Raw genomic sequence first — 21,952 nt, forward strand, 5'->3', positions numbered from 1 at the left:
CACCACCGTCGCCGTGACGTGCGGCTTGTCTCAATCCGTGCTGAAACGGCAGGTCAGGTAGCGATTGCTCGGGCCATAGCGCAGGATCGACCACAAGCGCCTGAACAGGTAAAACGGGTGGCTGCGGTAATACGCCAGTACGGCATTGCCGACACCTTCCGAGCGGTGTTGGCGTACCTCCTTTTTCGCTGACTTCTTGAACAGCCCGGAAAACTCCCAGCGCTGGATCTGCTCGAAACGCTCATGCGGGTGCAGCCCATGGCGGCTGAACAGGCGCGCGAAGCTGGCCGGGCTGAAGTCATGCAGGTGGTGCGGGTTGCCGTCGAGTGTCGGTGTGGTCGGCACCGAGGCAATGATACGGCCGCCCTGGGCCAGCAGTCGTACGAGGTTTTCTGCCAGGCGCAGCGGGTCTGGCAGATGCTCGATGGTTTCCAGGCTGACGATGCTGTCGAAGCCTGAACTGTCGGCGAAGGTTTCGGCATTGGCGCACTGATAGCGCAGGTTGGGTCGCTGATAATTCGCCTGCGCGTAGGCAATGGCTTCGGGATCGATGTCGATACCGGTGATCTGCTTGTCCGGATGCCGTTCGGCCAGCAATGCACTGCCATATCCGCAGCCGCACGCCATATCGAGCACGCGCGAGCCTGTCAGCGCGTCGCTGGCGAATTCGTAGCGCTGCATGTGCAACTCGAGAGTGGCCAGGTCGGCGGCCAGGCGATCATCCATCTTCAAGGGATAGATGCGTTCAAGGGTGTGCATGGCGGCCTGTCCTTGGGCTGCGGAAGTGTTCGTAGTCTGTTGCTTGCCGATAGGGGCTGCAAGCATCTCCCTTGGTTTCATGGCGCAGCTTGTGAGGGTTGGCTTGTCTATTTTCTGGCACTATAGTTCCAGAATATAAAAACAACAGTGGAGCTCCCATCATGCGCCTTGCCGCCCCCTCGTTTATTGCTCTGTCCTTGCTGCTGACAGCATGCGGGGAGAGCGAAGCGCCGCCCGTGGCCAGTCTCGACTTTCAGAAGCAACTGCAGACGCAGCTGATCAAGGCCAAGCCGGGTGAGGTAATCGAGATTCCCGCCGGCACCTGGCAGCTCGACCGCAGTCTTAGTCTCAAGGTCAGTGGCGTGACGTTGCGCGGTGCCGGCATGGATCAGAGCATCCTCAACTTCAAGGGCCAGAAGTCCGGCGCCGAAGGGCTGTTGGTGAACGCTTCCGACTTCACCATCGAGGACCTGGCGCTGGAGGACACCAAGGGCGATGCGCTCAAGGTGGTTGGCGGCCAGAACATCATCATCCGTCGCGTGCGCACCGAGTGGACCAATGGCCCGGCTACCGAGAATGGTGCCTATGGCATCTATCCGGTACAGACCGAGAATGTGCTGATCGACGGCGTGGTGGCCATCGCTGCCTCGGACGCCGGCATCTACGTCGGCCAGTCGCGCAACGTGGTGGTGCGCAATAGCCGTGCCGAGCGCAACGTCGCGGGCATCGAGATCGAGAACACCATCGGCGCCGACGTCTATGACAATGTCGCCATCGGCAATACCGGCGGCATCCTGGTGTTCAACATGCCCAACCTGCCGCAGCCAGGTCACACCACGCGGGTCTATCGCAACAAGGTCGAGAGCAACAACCACAAGAACTTCGGCCACAAGGGCACGCCGGTCGCCAGTGTCCCGGCGGGCTCTGGCGTGCTGGTCAACTCCAACGACAAGGTGGAGATCTTCGATAATGATATTGGCGACCACCGCACCGCCAACGTCATCGTCAGCAGCTACTTCAGCACCGGCTACACCGACCTCTCCACCGAGGCGGACTTCGATCCCTACCCGGAGGCCATTCATATCCATGGCAACCGCTTCGGACCTGGTGGCGACAGCCCCGATAACCTCGAGCTGAAAGCGCTGAGGCTGACCAAGTTCGGTCTCAATGGCCGCCTGCCGGACATCCTCTGGGACGGCTACGTGAACCCCGAAAAGCTGGTCGATGGCAAGCTGCCGGCTGAGTTGGCCATCTGCATCGACAATGGCGATGCCGGCATCGTCAACGTCGACGGCCCCGGCGGCTACAAGAACATCAGTACTGACATAACGCCGCACCGCTGCGAGCTGCCCCGTCTTCCTGCCGTCGAGCTGCGTGCAGCTCTGGCCGAGGTAGGTGAGTAAGCATGAAGCACGCCTGGCTGTTGATTGCCGCTGTGCTGCTCGGCGCCTGTGAGCAAGCGCGTACGCCCCTGTATCTGCCCAGCAGTGAAGACTATCCGCACAAGCTCAGCGCCTGGGGTGTGCTGCAACAGCGTGACGGCCAGTTGCAGCCGGTCGAAGGTGTACAGCCTTATGATCTGAATACGCCGCTGTTCACCGACTATGCGCACAAGCTGCGTACGATCTGGCTGCCCGAAGGGAGCCATGCTCGCTATGCCGAAGCACGTTTCGATTACCCCGTTGGCACCGTGCTGAGCAAAACCTTCTACTACCCGATCGATACCCAGGGCCGGTTGCAGCGCAGCGAGCAGCGCGATGCCGAGGCGGTGGAACTGAAGCGGGTACGGCTGATCGAGACGCGCATTCTGCTGCGCCAGGAGCAGGGTTGGGTCGCCCTTCCTTACGTCTGGGACGAGGCGCAACGCGAGGCCACGCTGGACTGGGCAGGCGCCAGCTTCGATCTGCAACTGCATGATGAAACTGGCGAGGTGCTGGCGGTCGACTATCAGGTGCCCGATGCCAACCAGTGTGCGGGGTGTCACGAGGAGCAGGCGGGCAAGGGCGTACAGCCGCTGGGGCCGAAGGCGCGTCATCTGAACAAGGATTTCGTCTACGCCGATGGCGCGGCCAACCAGTTGCTGCACTGGCAGGGTATCGGTTTTCTGCAAGGTGTTCCGGCTGACATGACCAGCGTTCCACGCAACGCCCTGTGGGGCGCACCGCGTGAAGGGGAGGGGCTGGAGCATCAGGCACGCAGTTATCTGGATGCCAACTGCTCGCACTGCCATAACCCTGAAGGGCCGGGGCGTACCTCAGGTTTGTATCTCGATCCGGCTACGCCGCTGAGCATCGCTTATGGTCTGTGCAAGCAACCAGTGGCCGCGGGCAAGGGCTCCGGTGATCGCCTGGTGGACATTTATCCCGGTGCGCCGGAAAAGTCGGTGCTGAGCTTCCGCCTGCACAGCACCGATCCCAGCATCATGATGCCCGAGCTGGGTCGCTCCACCTCCCACCGCGAAGGGCTGGAGGTGATCGACCGCTGGATCGCCAGTCTCGATGGCGAGTGCTGACAGACTAGAGCTGACCTGCCTGCCACTGCGCTTCGCGACTGGAGAGAGCCGCGGCGATGTCCGCAACACTGTCGGACGCGACGCTCTCGGGCAGCGGGTCGAGGCCGACGCTGGCGAATAGCTGGCCATAGCTGTTACGCAGTTCGGCGTAGGCCAGGTCGCGGCGCAGATCCGCCTGTAGTGTGTTCAGCTCACCCTGGATCAGTTCCAGCTCGCCAATGCCCTGGGCCTGGTAGCGATTGCGCAACTGCTCGACGATTTGCCCATCCAGCCCCGCCAGTTGCTGGCTGGTCTGGAACTGGCGCTGGGCTTCGCGGAAGTTGGCGTTGGCAACGTGCAGTTGGGCGAGGATGGCCATAGACATGGCCTGGCGCCGCGCATCGGCGACCTCCTGGCCGGCCTTGGCAACATCGATGGCGGCTGGCGCGGAGAGTACATTGAACAGGTTCCAGGTGACTTTCACGCCGTAGTCGGCCCAGCTTTGGTTCACCAGGAACGAGTTGCTGTCGTAGTGCCCGCCGGCGGAAAACTCCAGGCCTGGCAATAGACGGAGCATGGCTTTGCGTGTTTCTGCGGCGCTGATGCGCGCCTGGTAATCCTGCTCGCGCAGTTCGGGACGGCTGGCCAGGGCTTCCTGCTCCAGCGTGTCCAGCGCCACCTTGAGTTCCGGCATCTGATAACCGGCGTCAGGCGCCAGTTCGACCTGAGTGCCCAGTGGCAGGTTGATCAGGGTAGCCAGTTCGGTCTTGGCCAGCGACAGGGCGCGGCGCTGTTCTTCCAACTGGCGAGTGGCCTCGATCAGCGCGCGCTGATAGCTCAGGGCCTGGATCGGATCGCCGATGCGCTGTTCGCTCAGGCGCTGGCTGTTGTCGCGAGCCTGGGCGACGCGGGCCATGAGGCTGTCGATCTGAGTCAGCAGACGATCGGCCGCCACGGCACGCCAGTACGCGGAGCGCACATCCTGAATGATGGTGTGCACTACCTTGCGCCGGCGCTCCTGCACGATCAGGCGCTGGTCACCCTGTTGCTTGGCACTGACGTAACTGACACCGAAGTCCAGCACGTTCCACACCATGGTCAGATCCGCCACGCCACGGTCGCGGTCCTGCGAGGTGGACGGCTCCAGAGACTGGGTGCCGGTTTCGATGCTCTGGCTGCTGGAGGCGCTGACGTTGTTACGTCCGGCATAGCCGGCGGACAGCGCCATGCGTGGCAGCATGTCGAAGGTGGCCAGGTCGACCTGGCGCTGAGCCATGGCTTCCTCCATGACCTTCAGGCGCGCCTCGAGGTTGTACTTCACCGCGCGGGCCATGGCTTCGTGCAAGGTCAGTGGGCCGCTGAGCGGCTCCTGATCCTTGAACATGGTCGCCAGATCCTGCTGCGCGCGTTGCTCGCTGACGCTGCGGTCGATGGGTTGACTGGTCACCGCGCAGCCGCCAACGGCTAGCGCCAGTACACTGATACTGAAAAATTTCGCTGCTTTGCTCATCCTTGGGCCGCCCCCTGGTACGGCACTCATTCGATTCTTATCTGTTTTGTCGATTACGCTTGTGGCATCTGCAACGGAATTTCTCCCAACGCCCAGGCAAGCTCTCTTATCTGGCGTTGTTCGCTTTCACCGATCTCCTGCAGTTGCTGGCTCAGAGTCGGTGCTCCGAGAATCTCTCCCCCGCCCAGGCCATTGCCGCTGGAAGTCCCCCAGCGAAGCTGGATTTCGCCTGACTCCAGCGGTACGTCCTTGTTGAACATGCTGGAGAAACTGCTGGTACCGAACACGCCGCCGTCGCCCCCGCCAAAGCCGAGGAAGCCAATGCCGCTGCCATTGCCGGCACCGCTGTCGCTGCTGGCAAAGACCTGGGCGATGAAGCTGGGCGCCAGCGCACCGTTATTGATGAAGATGTTGCCCACTGTGGGTACGCCGCTACCGAGAGTCGGCTGCTCGAACAGTGGCGGCGGCAACAGTGGCGAGGTGGTGCTGGAGGGTGGCGCGCCGGGCACATTGGGTTGAGGTGGTGCGGTCGGTGTAGTGGGTACGTTGGGCGTCGGGTTGGCGCGGAACTCCGGATCGCCGGTATTGAGCCCGCCCAGCGTGTAGCCGGCGCTGGAGAAGTTGCTCTGCAGGGCGTTACCGACGGCATCAACGATGCCGCTACCAGCGGCCGTGAGCGACAGGCCAAGCGTACCCTGGCCGGTCACGCCGCCGACGGTGATGCGATAGGTGCGTGCATCGATCTGTACCAGCGAGAGCAGGGTACCGCTGGCGCTGCCGGTGGTGGACAGCGCGAAGTCGGCCAGATCGACGCCGTTGACGTCTTCGCTGAAGGTAACGGTGAAGCCGAGGGTGGTATTGGTGGTGGGCGATGTGCCGTCGAGGGCGATGCCTGTCACCTGTGGTGGGGCGGCATCAACCAGCACGGCGCTGGTGGCGCCGACGTTGTTGAGAGTCGTCGCAGTGTCGTTACCGGCGGCATCACGTAGTGTCGCGCCGTTGCTCTGGAGGTTGGTGCCGACGGCAATGCCGTTGCTGTCCTGCTGGCCATTGGCGACGGTCAGGCGGAACACCAGCGCGGTGCTGCCCGAGCCACTCAGGTAGTTGGCGTAGACGGTGCCGCCGGTGTCCAGGGTTATCGCCAGTCGCGGTGTGCCGCCAGTGGTATCAACGGTTACGGCTTCGTCGAAGTTAACCGTGAAGTCGAGGGCGTCACCCGCCACGTAGGTGCCGTTGGCCGGCACGCCGACAGAGGTGATTGCCGGTGCCTTGCTGTCGATGGCGTAGTTGTTGGAGTCGGTGGTACCGGTGCCGGTGTTGCCGGCGGCATCGGTGTAACCGGTGTTATCCAGAGTGATCAGGTTGGTAGCGTCGGTGACGTCGGCGTCAGGCGTAAGGGTCGCCGTCCAGGTGATGCCGCCGTCACTGCTGCTGAGGTTGCCGAGCGTGCCGTTGGCCAAGCTGAAGTCCGCCGTGGTCAGCCCGGTCACGGCCTCGCTGAAAGTGATGGTGACCGTGGTGCTCTGCCCTGCCTTGAGCGCGGTATCGGTGATCACGATGCCGGCCGTCGGGCGCTGGGTGTCGATGGCGTAGTTGTTGGAATCGGTGGTGCCGACGCCAGCATTGCCGGCCGTGTCCTGCACGCCGGTGTTGTCCAGGGTGACCAGGTTGGTGGTGTCTGTGACGTTGGAACTCGGCGTCAGGGTTGCCGTCCAGGTGATGTTGTCCGAGGTGCTCAGGTTGCTCAGGGTGCCGTTGGCCACGCTGAAGTCCGCCGTGGTCAGCCCTACTACCGCTTCGCTGAAGGTGATGGTGATGGTGGTGCTCTGCCCAGCCCTGAGCGCGGTATCGGTGACCACGATGCTGGCTGTCGGGCGCTGGGTGTCAATGGCGTAGTTGACCGAGTCGGTGGAGCCACTGCCGATGTTACCCGCCAGATCCATGACGCCGGTGTTGTCCAGGGTGATGACGTTGGTGGCGTCGGAGAGGTTGCTATCCGGAGTAAAAGTGGCGGTCCAGGTGAGACCGCCGTCGGCACTGCTCAGGCCTGTGAGCGTACCGCCAGCGACCGTGAAGTCCGCCGTATCCAGCCCAACCACTCTCTCTGCGAAGGTGATGGTGACGGTGGCGGTCTCGCCGATGCGCAGAGCCGTGTCACTCAGGGTGATGCTGGTGGCTGTCGGACGCACACCGTCGACCACCAGGGCCTTGTTGGCGCCTAGGGAGCCCGCCGCGCCGGGGGCTGCCAGGGTGAGAATGGCGGACTGGTTGGCGCCGTCCCGGATACTGCCACCGTTGAGGCTCAGAGCCGAGCTGGAGACGTAGTCGAGGTCGGCGGAGCTGTCGCCCGCCTGCACGGTGTAACTGAAGCTCAGGGTGTTGGTGCCCGAGCCAGACACATAGTTGAGCACCCGGTCGGTGGCGCCCGTCTCCAGAGTCAGCGTCGGGATGCCGGTCACGTTCACTGCCGAGTCGAACTGCACGTTGACGGTGATGACATCACCGATCTTGTAGGTGCCGTTGGCGGTGCTGGACGATACGTTGGTGATGGTCGGGGCGATGGGGGCGGTCAGGGTCAGGTCGTTGCCGGTGCCACCGATATAGCTGGTGGTCAACTCGGTGCCGTTACCCGCCGTATTGAATTTTCCGCCTTCGCTGATGCCGCTGAAGGTTCCGACTACCGCGTCGGCTGCATCGTTGACGATCACCGTGTAGCTGTCGCCGCTGCCGGCCGCGTAGCCGTGATTGACTGCCAGGGTTGCGCCGGATACGTCGACGACTCCGTTGACCACCACCCGGTCATAGCCGGTGCCGGCGGTGGTGCCGTTGATGTCCAGCGCCAGGGTGCTGCCGAAGTCCAGGGTCAAGTTGCCATTGACGGTCAGGGTGCCGGCGCCTGAGCTGCCCGGGGACAGGGTGCCGCCGTTTTGCACGGTGACGTCGCCGCCCAGAGTCCCGATGCCGGCCAGGGTCGCACCGGTGCCCACCGTGGTGGCGCTACTGGTGCTGCCATCGACCACCAGAGTGCCGCCAGAGACAGTGGTGGTTCCGGCGTTTGTGTTGCTGTTGGAGAGGGTCAGTTCACCCGCTCCTGCCTTGGTCAGGGCACCGGTTCCTGCAATCACGCTGGAAATCGTCGCGCTATAGCCCGAGCCGACGTTGAAGACCTGCGTGGTACCGCCGGCCAGGGTTATGGTGCCGCCGGTCAGCGTCAGGCCGTTGGCCCGGGTCATGTCGAAGGTCAGGCTTTCGTTCAGAGCAACGACGTTGAGGTTCAGTGCCTGGCCGGCCAGGTTGCTGGCGAAGACGATGGTTTGGCTGCCGGTGACATCGGCTGCAGCGATGGCAACGGCCTCACTGAAGCTCACACCGTTGCTGAGATCAATGGTCGCCGTGTCGTTGGTATTGGTGACGTAGATAATGTCGCTGGTGACTACGACATCAGCGGTGACGGTGCTGGTGCCGTCATTCAGGCTGTAGCGGATGGTGGTGTCACCCGCCGGCGTGTCATTGCGGTAGGTAACCCGCTGTGCCACATCGTTGACCAGTGCAGTGGTCGCTGCCGTGCCGCTGCTGGTGAAGGTGATGGTCAGTACGCCGCCCACATTGGTGAAGGTGGCGAAGGTCTGCCCGCCCGACTGCAGGTTGCTGCCATCGATGCTGAACAGCGCGCCGGCGGTGTCGAAGCCCAGCACGTCGCTGCCTAGTGCTGTGCCGTTGCGTTGGATCGTCAGGCTGGCTCCGGCCCAGTTGCCGTTGCCACCGTTGAGCGCGCCGAACTCGGTGTCGCTGAACAGGGCGTTCCCGCCTGCATCCAGTACCACGATGTTACCGGCACCGGCCCAGGCCACGCTGTCGCCATTGAGGTTGGAAATAGCTGGCACCGCGTTGATCACGATGTCCTTGTTGGCCCCCAGAGAGCCCGCAGCGCCTGGTGCTGCCAGGGTCAGGGTGGCGTCGTTGCCGGCGGCATCGCGAATGGTGCCGCCGTTGAGCCCAAGGGCATTGGTGCCTATGTAGTCCAGGTCTGCGTTGCTGTCGCCCGCCTGCACCGTGTAGGTGAAGGTCAGGCTGTTGGTGCCGGAGCCGCTCGCGTAGTTCACCACCCGGTCAGTGCTACCGGTCTCCAGCGTCAGCTGCGGTGTGCCGGTGACGGTGACGCTCTCAGCGAAGTTCACCTGTACGGAGATCACATCCCCTACCTTGTAGGTGCCATTGGCGGTGCTGGAAGTCACCGACGTGACGCTGGGGGCCAGTGTGTCGATGGCGTAGTTGCTGGAGTTGGCGGTACCGATACCTGCAAGGGAGGTACTGACTCCAGTGACACCGCTCAGGTCGACGGTGATGACGTTAGTGCTGTCGGTGACACTTGCATCGGGCGTGAACAGGCCGGTCCAGGTCAGGCCGCCATCGGAGCTGCTCAATCCACTAATGCTTCCGTTGGGCACGGTCAGGTCGGTAGTGGTGAAACCAGTCACCGCCATGTTGAAGGTGAAGGTGACGGTGGAGGTCTCGCCGACCTTCAGGTTGTTGTCGGAGAACGTTGCCGACACCAGGGCGGGGCGGGGCACATCGGCGAAGCCAATGTTGTCGAGCGCGACATACAAATTGCCATCGCCGGAAGAGGGATCCGAGATACGAATCTCGTCGACGTTCTGGAAGATCGACGCGGTCAGCCCGTTTGACTGAGTGAAGTCGGATATGTAATTGAGACTGTCGGTCGCCAGCGTCACGCTGCCCAGCGAGACGCCATCACGGAAGGCTTCGAAGGTGATTTGCGGATGAGCGCCCAGGTAGTCAACGATTTTGATACCGGTGAAGGAGAAATCAGCTCCGTTCTGGCTGCGAATGATAATTCTCGGCGTTCCGTCACCAGAGCTATCGACGATTCCGTCAGAGTTTGGACCGAATAAGTCACTGTAGTAATCCCACGTAGAATTACTGTTGGTATTGCCTGAGTTTGCCGAGTAGATCTCGATCACTACACCGGGAATGTCAGTAGAGTTGGCGTCACCATCCCTAACCGTCGTACCAATGGTCGTATCTGGGCCGCTGAAATTGAGTGTTCCCGCGAACAACTTGCCACTGAAAGCCTGTTGGGCCGATGCCGAGAACGGTATTACTGCCTCGATCGAGCCACTGGTGACCTCCAGCGTCCAGTCACCGCCTTGAGAGGTAGAACCGGTTGCATCGTTGGAAGCGGCTACATCCGCGCCGCTGAGTTGGGCTATCTGGTTGACGAATGCCTGCCCAGCTGCGCCGCTACCAACATCGCAGCCGTAGAAGAGAATGTCGCCATCGGCATCGAGACTCTGCCCAATCTGCGCAAGGTCCGCCGCACGTGCGTCCAGGCCCGCTTTATCGAGGGTAAGGCTGCCAAGCGTCACCTGCCCGGGCAGCCCGTGACTGACAATATGGATGGCATCGATGCCAATGCGTCCTGCCAGGTAGTCGCTGATTTGCTTCAGACCATCGCCTGTGGGGTTGAGCACCACCACCTCGGTGCCCGGCTTTATGCCCGCCAACAGTTGTTGGTAGTCCTGGACTTGCCCGTCGACGAACACGATTTCCTGACGGTTGTCGGCAGTGCCTGTCGGCGTCGCCGCTAGGTTGTCATGGCTGGAAGAAGTATCCGCTGTCGGCTGGGCATCCGCAGTCTGCGTATCCGCGACCTCAACCGCAGTGGCTGCGACCGCACCGTCGAACATCATCCGTGGCTCCAGAGCCATCGCCAGAGCGGACATTGCGGGATTGGCCGCAGTTCTTACGGGAGCAGTCTTCTTCCAAAACATGGAGCACCTCCTACCACTTTCAAGAAGAGGAAGGCTCCATCGGCCTTCCCCTTGTAGTTGCCTGCCGACCCGAATACACGAGTCGGCTCGATCACTCAGTTACGCGACGGGAAGATGCCTTCCAGCGCAATGATGAAGTTGGTGCCCAGATAGGGATTGCGGATGCCGATCGGTTGGCTGCCACCAACAGGCGATACAGTCACGGTTCCCTGGGGAATGACTGAACCCTGCCCGTGAACGCCGCCCAGGCTGGCCTTGGTGGCATCCGGGGCGGTTGAGGTGAACAGGCCATTGATGGTCACGGCGGTTGGGCCGGACCTGGCAGTGGTGTTCGACAGGTACACCGTAGCTCCTGCAGTGGGCACCGCCATGGCACCTGGCGTACCAGTTGCGACGTCGACGCTGGAACCCGTGAGGCTCACGGCACTGGCCTGGCCGGTGAATTGAGCGACGGGCTGGTGGATCGGCATTTGGGTGACGTTCAGCGTAACGCTCTCTGCGCCCGCCACTTCCCCGATTGTGACCGGTGCCAGGCCAGGCCCGGTGCCTTGCCCAACCGGGCTACGCCCGGAGAAGTTCGGCAGCCCGAAGGTGGTCTGGCCATTGCCACCGTAGGTGGTGCCCAGCAGCGCGAACAGTGCCGAGTTCTGTTGGATGGCCATGATCTGTCCCTGGCAGGTCGCCCAGCCCCGGGGGGCGAAGTTGAAGCCCACCATACGGATCTCGCCCATGAATGGATCGCTCATTACCTATCTCTCCTTGATGCAGCCGCGTATGCGGCACTGGTGTTTATTGTTCTAGAGCAGGGACTCGGCCGGCTTTGGCCGCTTTACATGGAACAGCGCCTGCAGCAGATGCCGGTCGCCTTCCTCATCCGGGCCGATGGGGGTGAGCATCGCCTCCCATTCACCACCTTCCGGGCTGCGCAGCCGATAACAGTGTTGGGGCAGCTGGAGCCCCTCGGGCTGGGCAAAAATTGCACTGTAACAGTGGTAGCGGGCAGTCATCGCCACGCCTTCATAGGCCTCCACCAGGGTGATGGTCACACCTTCACCCTCGTCCCAGCATAGCTGCCAGGGTTGCTGGAGGTGGCGCTCGAAGTCCTCGAGGCTGGGCACCTGGCTCATGCCGGTACCGCCAGAGCGGGCACGGCTTCGCGGTGCATCTGCAGGTAGATATGGTTGGAGCCGCTGGCTCTGAAGGCAAAACGCTCGTACAGGCGCTTGGCCGGATTAGTGGGTTCGACGAACAGGCGCATCGACTTCTCTGCTGCATCCGCTTCATCGACCAGTGCAGCCAGATAGCGGGTGCCGATTCCCTTGCTCCGCCATTCGGGGAGCAGCGAAATGTCGATGAGGTTGATCACGGTCGGACCGCGGAAGATATAGAGGCGGCCGATAGCCAGGTCACCGTGGCAAATCAGGGAGAAGTCGGAGCCCTGATAATGCTCCTGGTAATAGCGGTGCTGGGCGTCGAACTGCTGTGCGAGAAAGGCATCAATGACGGGTTGATCCCAACCGCTGAGCGCCATTTCCTGAGCCCGGGTACTCGCATAAAGCCTGCGCAGGAAGTTTAGATCAGTCTCCTCGGCAGGCCGAAGATGCAATTCGTGGGAACGCATGGTGTGGGTGTCCTTTTTGCTTCCGTGCTACCGCGGCGTGAGCCGGAACCGGTTCGTTTTGTTTTGCCACTATGCGACTTACAGGTCGGAGGTTAGCTGAAGTCCGGGGTCAATCGCCACCATCCGGATAGACGGTAGACGCGTTATTTAACTTCTGCTGGAACTTTCATGCTCTTGCTTTGTCATTCGCCATTGTTCAAGCGCTCTATAGGCTTTGCCCGCCCAGTATTCCACGGTTTCGCGGAGGCCCTCGTCGGCAGCTTCGCGTTTGCTCTGGCTGTCGGCAGTGAATGATTGCGACGGTTGTTTGGCATCGAAGCCGGCGGTCTCGCGCAGCCGTGGCAGATGTGCGTCGTGCACGTCGAACAACGAGGCCAATCGACCCCAACAGGCATCGGGCAGCTCCTGATAGTTCACCGCTACCGCGCCATGCTGTTGGCAAAGCGCCAGCCCTTGCCGGAGGATCGCGCCGACCGTGCGGCTGGTGTACTCGGCGGGAGTCATGCGCAGCGCTTCTTCTGCAGGTAAATCCAGTGCGGATGATCCCAGCAACCCTGGCACGCGGTGCATGCCCGGTTGGCGTAGTTGGGAAACGACGATCTCCAGCGGGTCGCGATAGAGGAAAACACGCGGCACTTCGGGGTAAAGCGCCAGCAGTAAGGGGGCCTCGAACACGTTCCACGCATCGAGCTTGATGAACAGCCGTTGCTCGTTGCCTTGACGTCGTTGCCCGTAGGCGGATACCAGCGCCGCGAGCCAGGCGGGTTGATGAAGCGTCGCCTTGGGATCCAGCCGGTGCGCACGCAGCAGATTGTCCAACGGTGGTGGTTCGGAGAGCACGATGTTGTCGTCCAGCGTCGCCAGCATCTGCGCCATCAGTGTCGAGCCGCAGCGCGAGGCGTGGAAGATCAGCGCTGTGGGCGGCAAACCAGGGCTTACGGCCTGCCAGTCCAGCAACGCCTGGAGGTCTGTCTCCCGGCGGAAGGCCTGATTGAAGGGCAGGCGCAACGCGTGATCGACATCGTCACGGAAGAAGGGCCGGGTCAGTCGTTGCTCGCCGAACCAGCACCAGTCCAGGCGCCATTCACCTTTCTGAAACCAGGCGCGGATCGGTAGCCAGCCGCTGAAGTCTTGCTCGGTATTCACGCTCGCCATTGTTCGCTCCACGCTTGCCTGCCACGGCGCATGGCAGCCTTTACCTCGGCTTCGGAAAAGGTCAGCCCCAACGCCGCAGCGAGGCGCACGGCCTCGGCCTGGAAGTCACGCGCGTCGCCCAGGGTGCGCAGGCGTGCGGCGAGAGCTGTGTCCTGCGCCACATGCTTGCGGAAGGCGGCAAAGGCCAGCTCTGCCCTCCCGGGCTGCAGTGCAGGCGTATCCGGCAGCCCGGCTGCCACCTGTTGCAGCAACCAGGCGTTGGGTTGGCAATCCAGCACCAGATGCACGCGCGCGCCGGGCCCCGGGTTATCCACCCGATGTGGCCGTGACAGGTCGATGAACCAGCATTCGCCCACCTTCATGGGCACCTGCAGGCCATCGACAAGAAACTCCACGTCAGCAGGGCTGAGTAGTGGCATATGCAGGCGCAGGTCGCCACCGGGCTGGCCGAGGTCGGGGTCGCAGTGTTCGTGAATGCGAGCGCCGGCCCCCAGGCGCAGGAGCCGCGCGCTGCGGATGCTGGTCTGGAACAGCGCGAGCACCTGGTGCCAGGCCTGTTCCTCCTGCCACCAGTCGGTAGGCACCGGTGCACCTTGCCCTGGGGCAAGTGGCAGGAGGGCATCCTCCGGGGTGATCAGTGCGACGCCGCTCCACTCACCCTGGTAATAACCCGTATTGAAGTGATGCTGCCAGGCGTCGTCAGGAATCCGCCCGAGTGCCTCCAGCAGTGCGGGTAATCGAGGCGCCAGTGGCAATCGGGAGCATCGTGGTAAAGCGTCCAGGCTCATGTTGCATCCTTGTGTTAAAAACCACTTTCGCGCACGCCGAGCGCCGCGATCCGCCGCCAGGCCGCGCCGAGTAGCGACTGCCGCTCTCCGTCCAGTATCACCACGCCGCGCAGTGGGTGATCGGGATGGATGTCGTTATCCAATAGCGTCAGACGTACACCGTACTGTGCTTGCACAGGTTCCGCGCGGCGCTGTGCGTCACGGCGTACGGCGATGGGACCGCCGTGATCCGAGCTGAGCGCTTCCAGTTCCAGATAGGCGACGCCGGTGGCGTCCACTTCGTCCAGGCGCACTTTCACCGCCGGGCGTGCTGGGTCGTCAGTGATGAAGCGCCCTTCGCTGCCCGTTTCGATCCGCCAGAGGTTTTCTTCGGCCAGATAGCCGCGTAGGCGTAGCCCCGGCTCGACGATGCGGGCAAGTGATTCGCCAGGGTGCAGCCAGCGATCCGCGCTCAGGTCGCGTTGCAGGTCGCGTACCACGCCAGCCTGCGCTGCGCGTAGCTGCAGGCGCTCACGCTGGGCGGCCAGGCCGCGGTATTCGGCTACTGCTTCGGCCAGGCGTTGTTCGAGGATGCCCGCATCGGCCGCCGTTTCGCTGCGTGCGGACTGGCGGCGCAGTTGCAACTGAAGAATTTCGGTCTCGCGCCGAACGATGGCCTGGCGCGAGTCCAGGTCGGGTGAATCCAGTTCCAGCAGCAGGTCGCCGGCTGCCACGCTCTGCCCGTCCAGCACGTGCACGGCTTTCAAGCGCGCGGCCACCGGCGCATGCAGGGCGCTGGTGCGTGAGGCTTCGAGCAGCGCAGGTATTTCCACCGAGCTGCGCCAGGGCACGATCAGCACCAGCAGTACCGCGCCAAGGCTCAGGCCGGTAATCAGCACCTTGCGCGAGTCGGCTTGTTCGCGGCGTTGCCACCATTCACCCAGTTCACGCCAGATGGGCAGGCCGATGAACCACAGCAGTTCAACCACCATCAGGAAGATGCCGAGCACCTTGAAGAACAGGTGATAGACCGCCAGCGCGATGCCGAGGAACAGGATTGCGCGCCATATCCAGGAGCCGTAGCCCCAGATCAGCAGGCGTCGGGTCATGCTTGGCGACCAGGGTTCCGGTGCCGGTTCGCCATAGCCGAACAGGGCTTCGCGCAGGCGCCAGCGACACAGGGCGAATGCACGGTTCTGCAGGTTATCCACACCCCACAGATCGCTGATCAGGAAGTAGCCATCGAAGCGCATGAAGGGATTGAGGTTGATCACCAACGTGGTGATCCAGGTCGCGCTGGCCAGCATGAAGGCCGAGGTACGCAAGGGGCCATCCGGCAGCAATGACCAGGCCAGCAGTGCCAGCACCGCCAACAGCAGTTCGGCGAACACGCCGCCTGCACCGATCAGCAGTCGCGAGCGCCGGTCGCGCACGCGCCAGGCGTCGCTGACGTCGGTGTAGAACATTGGCAGCAGCACCATGAACGCCAATCCCATGCTCTGTACCCGGCAGCCGGCGCGCTTGGCCATGAAGGCGTGGCCGAACTCGTGACAGAGCTTGGCGAAGGTCAGCGCGATGCCGAAGGCCAATGCGCCACCGAGACTGAACAGGTGGGGGAAGGTGGCGAGAAAGCGCTGCCAATCGCGCATCACCAGAAACAATCCCAGTACAAAGACCAGCGGCAGGCCCCAGCGCAGCAGCCAGGGGCCGTGGCGTTCGAGCACGGGCCAGGCGCGATTGAGGAAGGGGTCGGGCCGCCACAGCGGAATGCGGAAGAACAGGTATTGATGCAGTACCCGCTTCCACGGGCTTTGGCGCTGGGCGGCGGCTTTCATCGCGTAGCTGGCACGCTGGTTTTCGTCCAGGGCGGCGATCAGGTCATGGCTGCTGAGAAAGCGCAGCATGTCCTCGAGTTCGGCCTGACCCAAGGGCAGGCCAGGCTCGGCATTGGCGGCCGCCAATACGCGCTGCGGTTCGCCCAGTGTCCAGTGACGCAGCAGGCGCACGGCGGCGGCGCCGAGTTTGAAGTAGCGACCGCGTAGCGGGTCGGCCAGCGTCCATTGCGGAGCGCCGTCGAGGCCAGGCGCCGCCGGTGAAAGCTGCAGATCGGGGCGCAGGGCAGGCAGCATCAGAAACCCAGGCTCTGGCGGGCCGCGGCCAGGGGCCGGCGCAGCAGGTAATAGGCCAGCGGCGCACGATCACCGAACAGCTTGGCAGTGCCACGCAGCCCCACACGTGGTGGGGTATCGATGAAGCGCGCATCCAGCCGGTAGGCCAATTGCCCGGCGGCGGTGGTCTGGGCTTCGTAGGCGGAGCGCTCCAGCTGGGCCTCATGACGATTGAGTGGGTCGCTGTCGAGAAACAGCGCCACTTCGGCGCCCGGCTGCAGAGCGATGGCGTCACCCACCGGCAGCTCGATGCGTAACTCGGCCTGGCTCGGGTCGGCGATCTGCATCAGCCGTTCGCCGGTCTGCACGGGCTTGCCGGTCAGGCGTTCGGCGTCGGCGAAAACGGCGATGCCTGAGCGCTCGGCGCGTACCTCGCTGCGAGCCAGCAGTTGTCTGGCATAGTCGCGTTCGGCGCGTTTCTGTTCGACGCGTGCGGCCAGCAGGTCGAGGCGGGCGCTGGATTCGGCATCGGCGAAGGCGCGCTGGCTGTTGGCCTTGAGTTCGGCCTCGGCCACGCCCAGGGCGCGTTCGGCTACATCTGCCTGGGCCTTGAGGCTGGTGGCCTCGAAGCGCACCAGCAGGTCACCGGCGGCGACGCTTTGATTGGGCTTGACCAGAAATTCGGCGATCACGCCGTCCAGCGGCGCGGCGACCACCCGGCCACCCAACGGGACGACTTCGGCGGGCGCCAGTACGGACTGGCGTACCGGGATCAGCAGCAGGAGCGAGAGTGCTGCCGCGACGGCCAGCAGCTTCTTGCGCGGCCAGCGCATGCGCCAGGGCTTGTGCGGTTGCAGCGCCAGCCAGGCGTGGGCGTAGGTATCGGCCAACTGCCTGAGCAATGATTGCTCCGCTTCGCTGAAGGGGGTGTCGCGAGCCAGCCACAGGCCGCCGAAGGTTTCGCCGCTGCGGCTTTTCAGCGGCAGCCAATAGGCATGAGGGGCGGACAGGTCGTTCATGTCGGCGCGGGCCTGCTCGTCCAACTGGGCAGGGTCGACGCTGTGGCCCTCACCCAGTCGGCCGTGCTTGAGCAAGGCCGAGGTGGCGCGTTCGACGAAGGCCACGAACGGTGCATGCGCCTCCACCACGCTGATACCGGTCAATGCCTGCACCCTGCCGGCGATCAGCAGGGCGGCGTGGCGGAAGCCGAACAGTGCCTGCCCGTCATTGACCATGGCGAAGGCCAGTTGCTCGGTATCACCGGCCTTGCGTGCCTGTTGCTCGAGCCCGAGGAACAGGGCAAATACACGTTCGGCCGTGCTGGGCAGCGGTGCGTTCATTCCGCCACCTGGAACTGGGCCGTGCCACTCATGCCGGCGAGCAGGCCCTTGGCATCGTCGGACAGGTTGCCGATCAGCAGAAGGGTCTGGCTGCCCTCATCGATACGCGCGCCCAGGCGCTTGACCGTGGCCTTGAGCGGCTTGCCGGTTTCGTCGGGGGTGAAGTCGAAGGTTTGGCCCGGCTGCAGGCGGCTAAGCCAACTGGACGGCACCAGCAGATAAATTTCCAGCGTGCCGTTATCCACGACATCCAGCAGTGGGGTGCCACTGGCCACGCTTTCGTGGGGTTGCGCGCGGCGCAGAACCACACGGCCATTGAAGGGAGCGACGACGCTGCAGCGCTTCACCTGTACCTGATACACCTGGGTTTCCGCCTGGGCCTGGGCCTGCCGAGCCTCGGCCAGCGCCACTTCGAAGCGGCCGACCGAATTGAGGGCGGCCAACTGCTTCTTGTGGTTCAGCTCTTCACGGGTGGCGCGAGTGGCGGCTTGGGCCGCATTGAGCTGGGCCTGGTAAGCGCTGCAGTCAAAGCGCACCAGAACGTCGCCCTTGTTGAAGTCCTGGCCATCGCTGAACGGCATTTCGATGATGCGGCCAGGCAGTTCGCTGGACAGTACCGCCTGGTTTTGCGCGCGCAACACGCCGCGCACCTGGCGCTCACCGGGTTGGGTGGCGGTGGGAGTCGGTGAATCGAGCAGCGGGTCGTCGGCCCAGAGTAGTGGGCTGAACGCCAAGAACAGCAGGCCGAGGAGGGTCGAAATAGGGCTGTGGCGCGGCATGGCATACGTCCTTGCATGAAGTCAGCGCAGTCTACGGCAGAAGTCGGGCCCGGCAAATTGGCCGTAACTGCGCATCCATATGGTGCATGATGTCGACTCTGGTGCGCGCACGGCCTGCTTCTGGTGCGTGGGCTGTCTGGCCGGCCTAGCTGGCGCGTGGTCTGAGCCCTGGCATAAGTCTTGCGCTGCACTGAGTATCGTCCAGGCTAGCAGGAGGCCGCCGTGTCGATTCATGTCGCGCTGCACCACGTCACCCACTACCGCTACGACCGTGCGGTGAACCTTGGGCCACAAGTCGTACGTTTGCGGCCGGCACCGCACAGTCGCACGCGTATCCTTTCCTACGCGCTGAAGGTCGAACCGGGCCAGCACTTCATCAACTGGCAGCAGGACCCGCAGGGCAACTACCTGGCGCGCCTGGTGTTTCCCGAGAAGACCCGCGAGTTCAAGGTCGAGGTGGACCTGGTCGCCGAGATGGCGGTATTCAACCCCTTCGACTTCTTCCTCGAACCCTATGCCGAGCGCATTCCCTTCGCCTACACCGAGGGCGAGCAGCGCGAGCTGGCGCCCTATCTGGTGAAGCTGCCGGCCACGCCGCTGTTCGCTAAGTACCTGGCCGGCATTTCCCGCGAGCCGGTTCCCAGCATCGATTTTCTGGTCGAGCTGAACCAGCGTCTGTCGGCCGACATCCGCTACCTGATCCGCATGGAGCCGGGCGTGCAGACGCCGGAACAGTCGCTCGAGCTGGCCGCCGGTTCGTGCCGCGATTCGGCCTGGCTGCTGGTGCAGCTGCTGCGTCACCTGGGCCTGGCGGCGCGCTTCGTCTCCGGCTACCTGATTCAGCTCACTGCCGACGTCAAAGCCCTCGACGGCCCATCCGGCACCGACAAGGACTTCACCGACCTGCATGCCTGGTGCGAGGTGTACCTGCCTGGCGCCGGCTGGGTCGGTCTCGACCCGACTTCAGGCCTGTTTGCTGGCGAAGGCCACATTCCACTGGCGTGCAGCCCGGAGCCATCCTCGGCGGCGCCGATCACCGGCGGGCTGGACGAGTGCGAGGTGGAGTTCGAGCACCTGATGAGCGTCGAGCGCGTGTGGGAGGCGCCGCGCGTCACCAAGCCCTACAGCGAGGCGCAGTGGCAGGCGATCCAGGCGCTGGGCCGGCAGATCGACGATGACCTGCACAAGCACGACGTGCGCCTGACCATGGGCGGCGAGCCGACCTTCGTCGCCCTCGATTACCCCGATGACGACGAGTGGAACACCGCCGCACTGGGGCCGAACAAGCGCCGCCTGGCTGCCGACCTGTTCTATCGCCTGCGCAGTCACTACGCGCCCAAGGCGCTGGTGCATTTCGGCCAGGGCAAGTGGTACCCCGGCGAGCAGTTGCCGCGCTGGTCGCTGAACTGCTTCTGGCGCCGCGATGGTGAACCGCTGTGGCACGACCCCAAGCTGCTGGCCGATGAGAAGCGCGGTTATGGCGCTACGGCAGAAACGGCCTCGCGCTTTCTCGCTACTCTGGCGGCGCATCTGGGTGTAGATGGCGGCAACGTTTTCCCGGCCTATGAGGACTGGTTCTACTACCTGTGGCGCGAGCGCAAGCTGCCGGACAACGTCACCCCGGACGATCCACGCCTGAGCGACCCGCTCGAGCGCGAGCGTCTGCGCAAGGTGTTCGATCAGGGCCTCGATGCCGTGGTTGGTCACGTGCTGCCACTGGCGCGTCAGGTGGTGGGCGAGGGCTGGCAGAGCGGGCGCTGGTTCCTGCGCGACGAACATTGCCGCCTGCTGCCCGGTGACTCGGCGCTGGGCTATCGCCTGCCGCTGGATTCGCTGCCCTGGGTCAGTCAGGCCGACTACCCCTACGTCAATCCGGTCGACCCCAGTCAGGCGTTGCCGCCGTTGCCCAGCCCGGCGCAGATCCAGCGTCAGCTGCGCGGTGTCTGGCGCGGCGCGAGTGCCGGCCCGCAGAGCGCGCGTCCGGCCAGTGGGCAATCGGCTGCCGGTATCGTGCGCACCGCGCTCTGTGCCGAGCCGCGCGAGGGGCGCCTGTACCTGTTCATGCCGCCGCTGAGCCATCTCGAAGACTACCTGGAGCTGGTCGCGGCCATCGAGGCCGTGGCTGCCGAGCTCAAGTGTCCGGTCTTGCTGGAAGGCTACGAGCCGCCGCTGGACCCGCGCCTGCAGTACTTCCGTGTCACCCCCGATCCGGGGGTGATCGAGGTCAACATCCACCCAGCCGCAAGCTGGGATGAGCTGGTCGAGCGCTGCGAATTTCTCTACGAGGCAGCGCGGCAGTCGCGCCTGTCCAGCGAGAAGTTCATGATCGACGGGCGCCACACCGGCACCGGCGGCGGCAACCACTTCGTCCTCGGCGGCGCCACGCCGGGGGATTCGCCTTTCCTGCGCCGCCCCGACCTGCTGCGCAGCCTGATCAGCTACTGGCACAACCATCCGTCGCTGTCCTACCTGTTCAGCGGTCTGTTTATCGGCCCGACCTCGCAGGCGCCGCGCGTGGATGAGGCGCGCAACGATGCCTTGTACGAACTGGAGATCGCTTTCGCGCAGATGCCCGAACCGGGCCGCGACTGCCCGCCCTGGCTGGTCGATCGGCTGCTGCGCAACCTGCTGGTGGATGTCACCGGCAACACCCATCGCGCCGAATTCTGCATCGACAAACTGTACTCGCCGGATTCGGCCAGCGGTCGCCTTGGCCTGCTCGAACTGCGTGCCTTCGAGATGCCGCCACATGCGCAGATGAGCCTGGCCCAGCAACTGCTGCTGCGCGCGCTGATCGCGCGTTTCTGGCAAGAGCCCTACCACCCGGCGAAGCTGGTGCGCTGGGGTACCGAACTGCATGACCGCTACCTGTTGCCGCATTTCGTCGAGCAGGATTTCGCCGATGTGCTGCAGGAGTTGGGCAGCTTCGGTTATCGCCTGCGCAGCGAATGGTTCGCCCCGCATCTGGAGTTCCGTTTCCCCAAAGCCGGCGATTTCGTGGTCAAGGGCATCGATCTGGAGCTACGCCAGGCGCTGGAGCCCTGGCACGTGCTGGGCGAGGAGGGCGCAGTCGGCGGCACCGTCCGTTACGTCGACTCGTCGCTGGAGCGCATGCAGGTGAAGGTGAACGGCATGGCGCCGGATCGCTACGTGCTGACCTGCAACGGCGTGCCGGTGCCGTTGCGCCCGACCGGCAAGGTCGGCGAGTTCGTCGGTGGTGTGCGTTTCCGCGCCTGGCAACCGGCCAGTTGCCTGCAACCGACCATCGGCGTGCACGCGCCGCTGGTGTTCGACCTCATCGACACCTGGATGCAGCGCTCGCTGGGCGGTTGCCAGTATCATGTGGCGCATCCGGGCGGTCGCAACTACGACAGCCTGCCGGTCAACGCCTACGAGGCCGAGAGCCGGCGCCTGGCACGCTTCTTCCGCCTGGGCCATAGCCCCGGCAAGCGCCCTGTCATGCAGCCGATAGACAATAATGAACTGCCGATGACCCTGGATCTGCGTCGCGTTTGACGTCGATTCCATCTGTGGGAGGGGCTTTAGCCGCGACCTGTCGCCGCTGAAGCGCCTCCCACGGATGCGGTATCAAACTGCATCACGCCGCACCGCCTTGCCACTGCCGAGCCT

At 63.8% G+C, this 21,952-nt stretch carries 14 protein-coding genes; 3 read left to right on the forward strand and 11 right to left on the reverse strand.

Features of this window, described 5'->3' with window-relative positions:
• Positions 1-30: 30 nt before the first annotated feature.
• Positions 31-759, reverse strand: coding sequence for a class I SAM-dependent methyltransferase (locus BLS08_RS04425; protein WP_017678678.1), 729 nt, complete (start codon positions 757-759; stop codon positions 31-33).
• Positions 760-920: 161 nt separating this feature from the next.
• Between BLS08_RS04425 and BLS08_RS04430 the strand changes: the two genes are divergently transcribed.
• Positions 921-2,162, forward strand: a complete 1,242-nt coding sequence (locus BLS08_RS04430) for a parallel beta-helix domain-containing protein (protein ID WP_017678679.1) — start codon at positions 921-923, stop codon at positions 2,160-2,162.
• Positions 2,163-2,164: 2 nt separating this feature from the next.
• Positions 2,165-3,271, forward strand: a complete 1,107-nt coding sequence (locus BLS08_RS04435) for an SO2930 family diheme c-type cytochrome (RefSeq protein ID WP_017678680.1) — start codon at positions 2,165-2,167, stop codon at positions 3,269-3,271.
• Positions 3,272-3,275: 4 nt separating this feature from the next.
• Here the strand turns inward: BLS08_RS04435 and BLS08_RS04440 are convergent, their stop codons facing one another.
• From BLS08_RS04440 to BLS08_RS04485, 10 genes are all read right to left on the reverse strand, one after another.
• Positions 3,276-4,760, reverse strand: a complete 1,485-nt coding sequence (locus BLS08_RS04440; protein ID WP_017678681.1) for a TolC family protein — start codon at positions 4,758-4,760, stop codon at positions 3,276-3,278.
• 53 nt (positions 4,761-4,813) lie between these two features.
• Positions 4,814-10,471 (reverse strand): Ig-like domain-containing protein, encoded by a 5,658-nt coding sequence (locus BLS08_RS04445; RefSeq protein WP_055984193.1) that lies wholly within the window; start codon positions 10,469-10,471, stop codon positions 4,814-4,816.
• A gap of 176 nt (positions 10,472-10,647) precedes the next feature.
• Positions 10,648-11,298, reverse strand: a complete 651-nt coding sequence (locus BLS08_RS04450; RefSeq protein ID WP_055984190.1) for a phage tail protein — start codon at positions 11,296-11,298, stop codon at positions 10,648-10,650.
• 51 nt (positions 11,299-11,349) lie between these two features.
• The gene (locus BLS08_RS04455) at positions 11,350-11,679 is read right to left on the reverse strand and encodes a DUF6916 family protein (protein WP_017678684.1); all 330 of its coding nucleotides are present in this window, start codon (positions 11,677-11,679) and stop codon (positions 11,350-11,352) included.
• Positions 11,676-12,173, reverse strand: a complete 498-nt coding sequence (locus BLS08_RS04460) for a GNAT family N-acetyltransferase (RefSeq protein WP_055984187.1) — start codon at positions 12,171-12,173, stop codon at positions 11,676-11,678. The genes BLS08_RS04455 and BLS08_RS04460 overlap by 4 nt, the downstream gene beginning before the upstream one ends.
• 147 nt (positions 12,174-12,320) lie before the next feature.
• Positions 12,321-13,328, reverse strand: coding sequence for a sulfotransferase family protein (locus BLS08_RS04465; RefSeq protein WP_017678686.1), 1,008 nt, complete (start codon positions 13,326-13,328; stop codon positions 12,321-12,323).
• Complete coding sequence (locus BLS08_RS04470) at positions 13,316-14,116, reverse strand: aspartyl/asparaginyl beta-hydroxylase domain-containing protein (protein WP_026088746.1); 801 nt, start codon at positions 14,114-14,116, stop codon at positions 13,316-13,318. The genes BLS08_RS04465 and BLS08_RS04470 overlap by 13 nt, the downstream gene beginning before the upstream one ends.
• A 14-nt stretch (positions 14,117-14,130) precedes the next feature.
• Entirely contained in the window at positions 14,131-16,227 is a 2,097-nt protein-coding gene (locus BLS08_RS04475; protein ID WP_026088747.1) for an efflux RND transporter periplasmic adaptor subunit, read from the reverse strand.
• Positions 16,224-17,543: an efflux RND transporter periplasmic adaptor subunit gene (locus BLS08_RS04480; protein ID WP_017678689.1), complete on the reverse strand. Its 1,320-nt coding sequence runs from the start codon at positions 17,541-17,543 to the stop codon at positions 16,224-16,226. Before BLS08_RS04480 ends, BLS08_RS04475 begins: the two co-directional genes overlap by 4 nt.
• Positions 17,540-18,322 (reverse strand): efflux RND transporter periplasmic adaptor subunit, encoded by a 783-nt coding sequence (locus tag BLS08_RS04485; protein WP_017678690.1) that lies wholly within the window; start codon positions 18,320-18,322, stop codon positions 17,540-17,542. Before BLS08_RS04485 ends, BLS08_RS04480 begins: the two co-directional genes overlap by 4 nt.
• A 222-nt stretch (positions 18,323-18,544) precedes the next feature.
• On the opposite strand from BLS08_RS04485, the gene BLS08_RS04490 reads away from it, so the two are divergent.
• Positions 18,545-21,838: a transglutaminase family protein gene (locus tag BLS08_RS04490; protein ID WP_017678691.1), complete on the forward strand. Its 3,294-nt coding sequence runs from the start codon at positions 18,545-18,547 to the stop codon at positions 21,836-21,838.
• Positions 21,839-21,952 lie beyond the last annotated feature (114 nt).

The organism is Ectopseudomonas chengduensis (genome assembly GCF_900102635.1).
Lineage (GTDB): Bacteria > Pseudomonadota > Gammaproteobacteria > Pseudomonadales > Pseudomonadaceae > Aquipseudomonas > Aquipseudomonas chengduensis.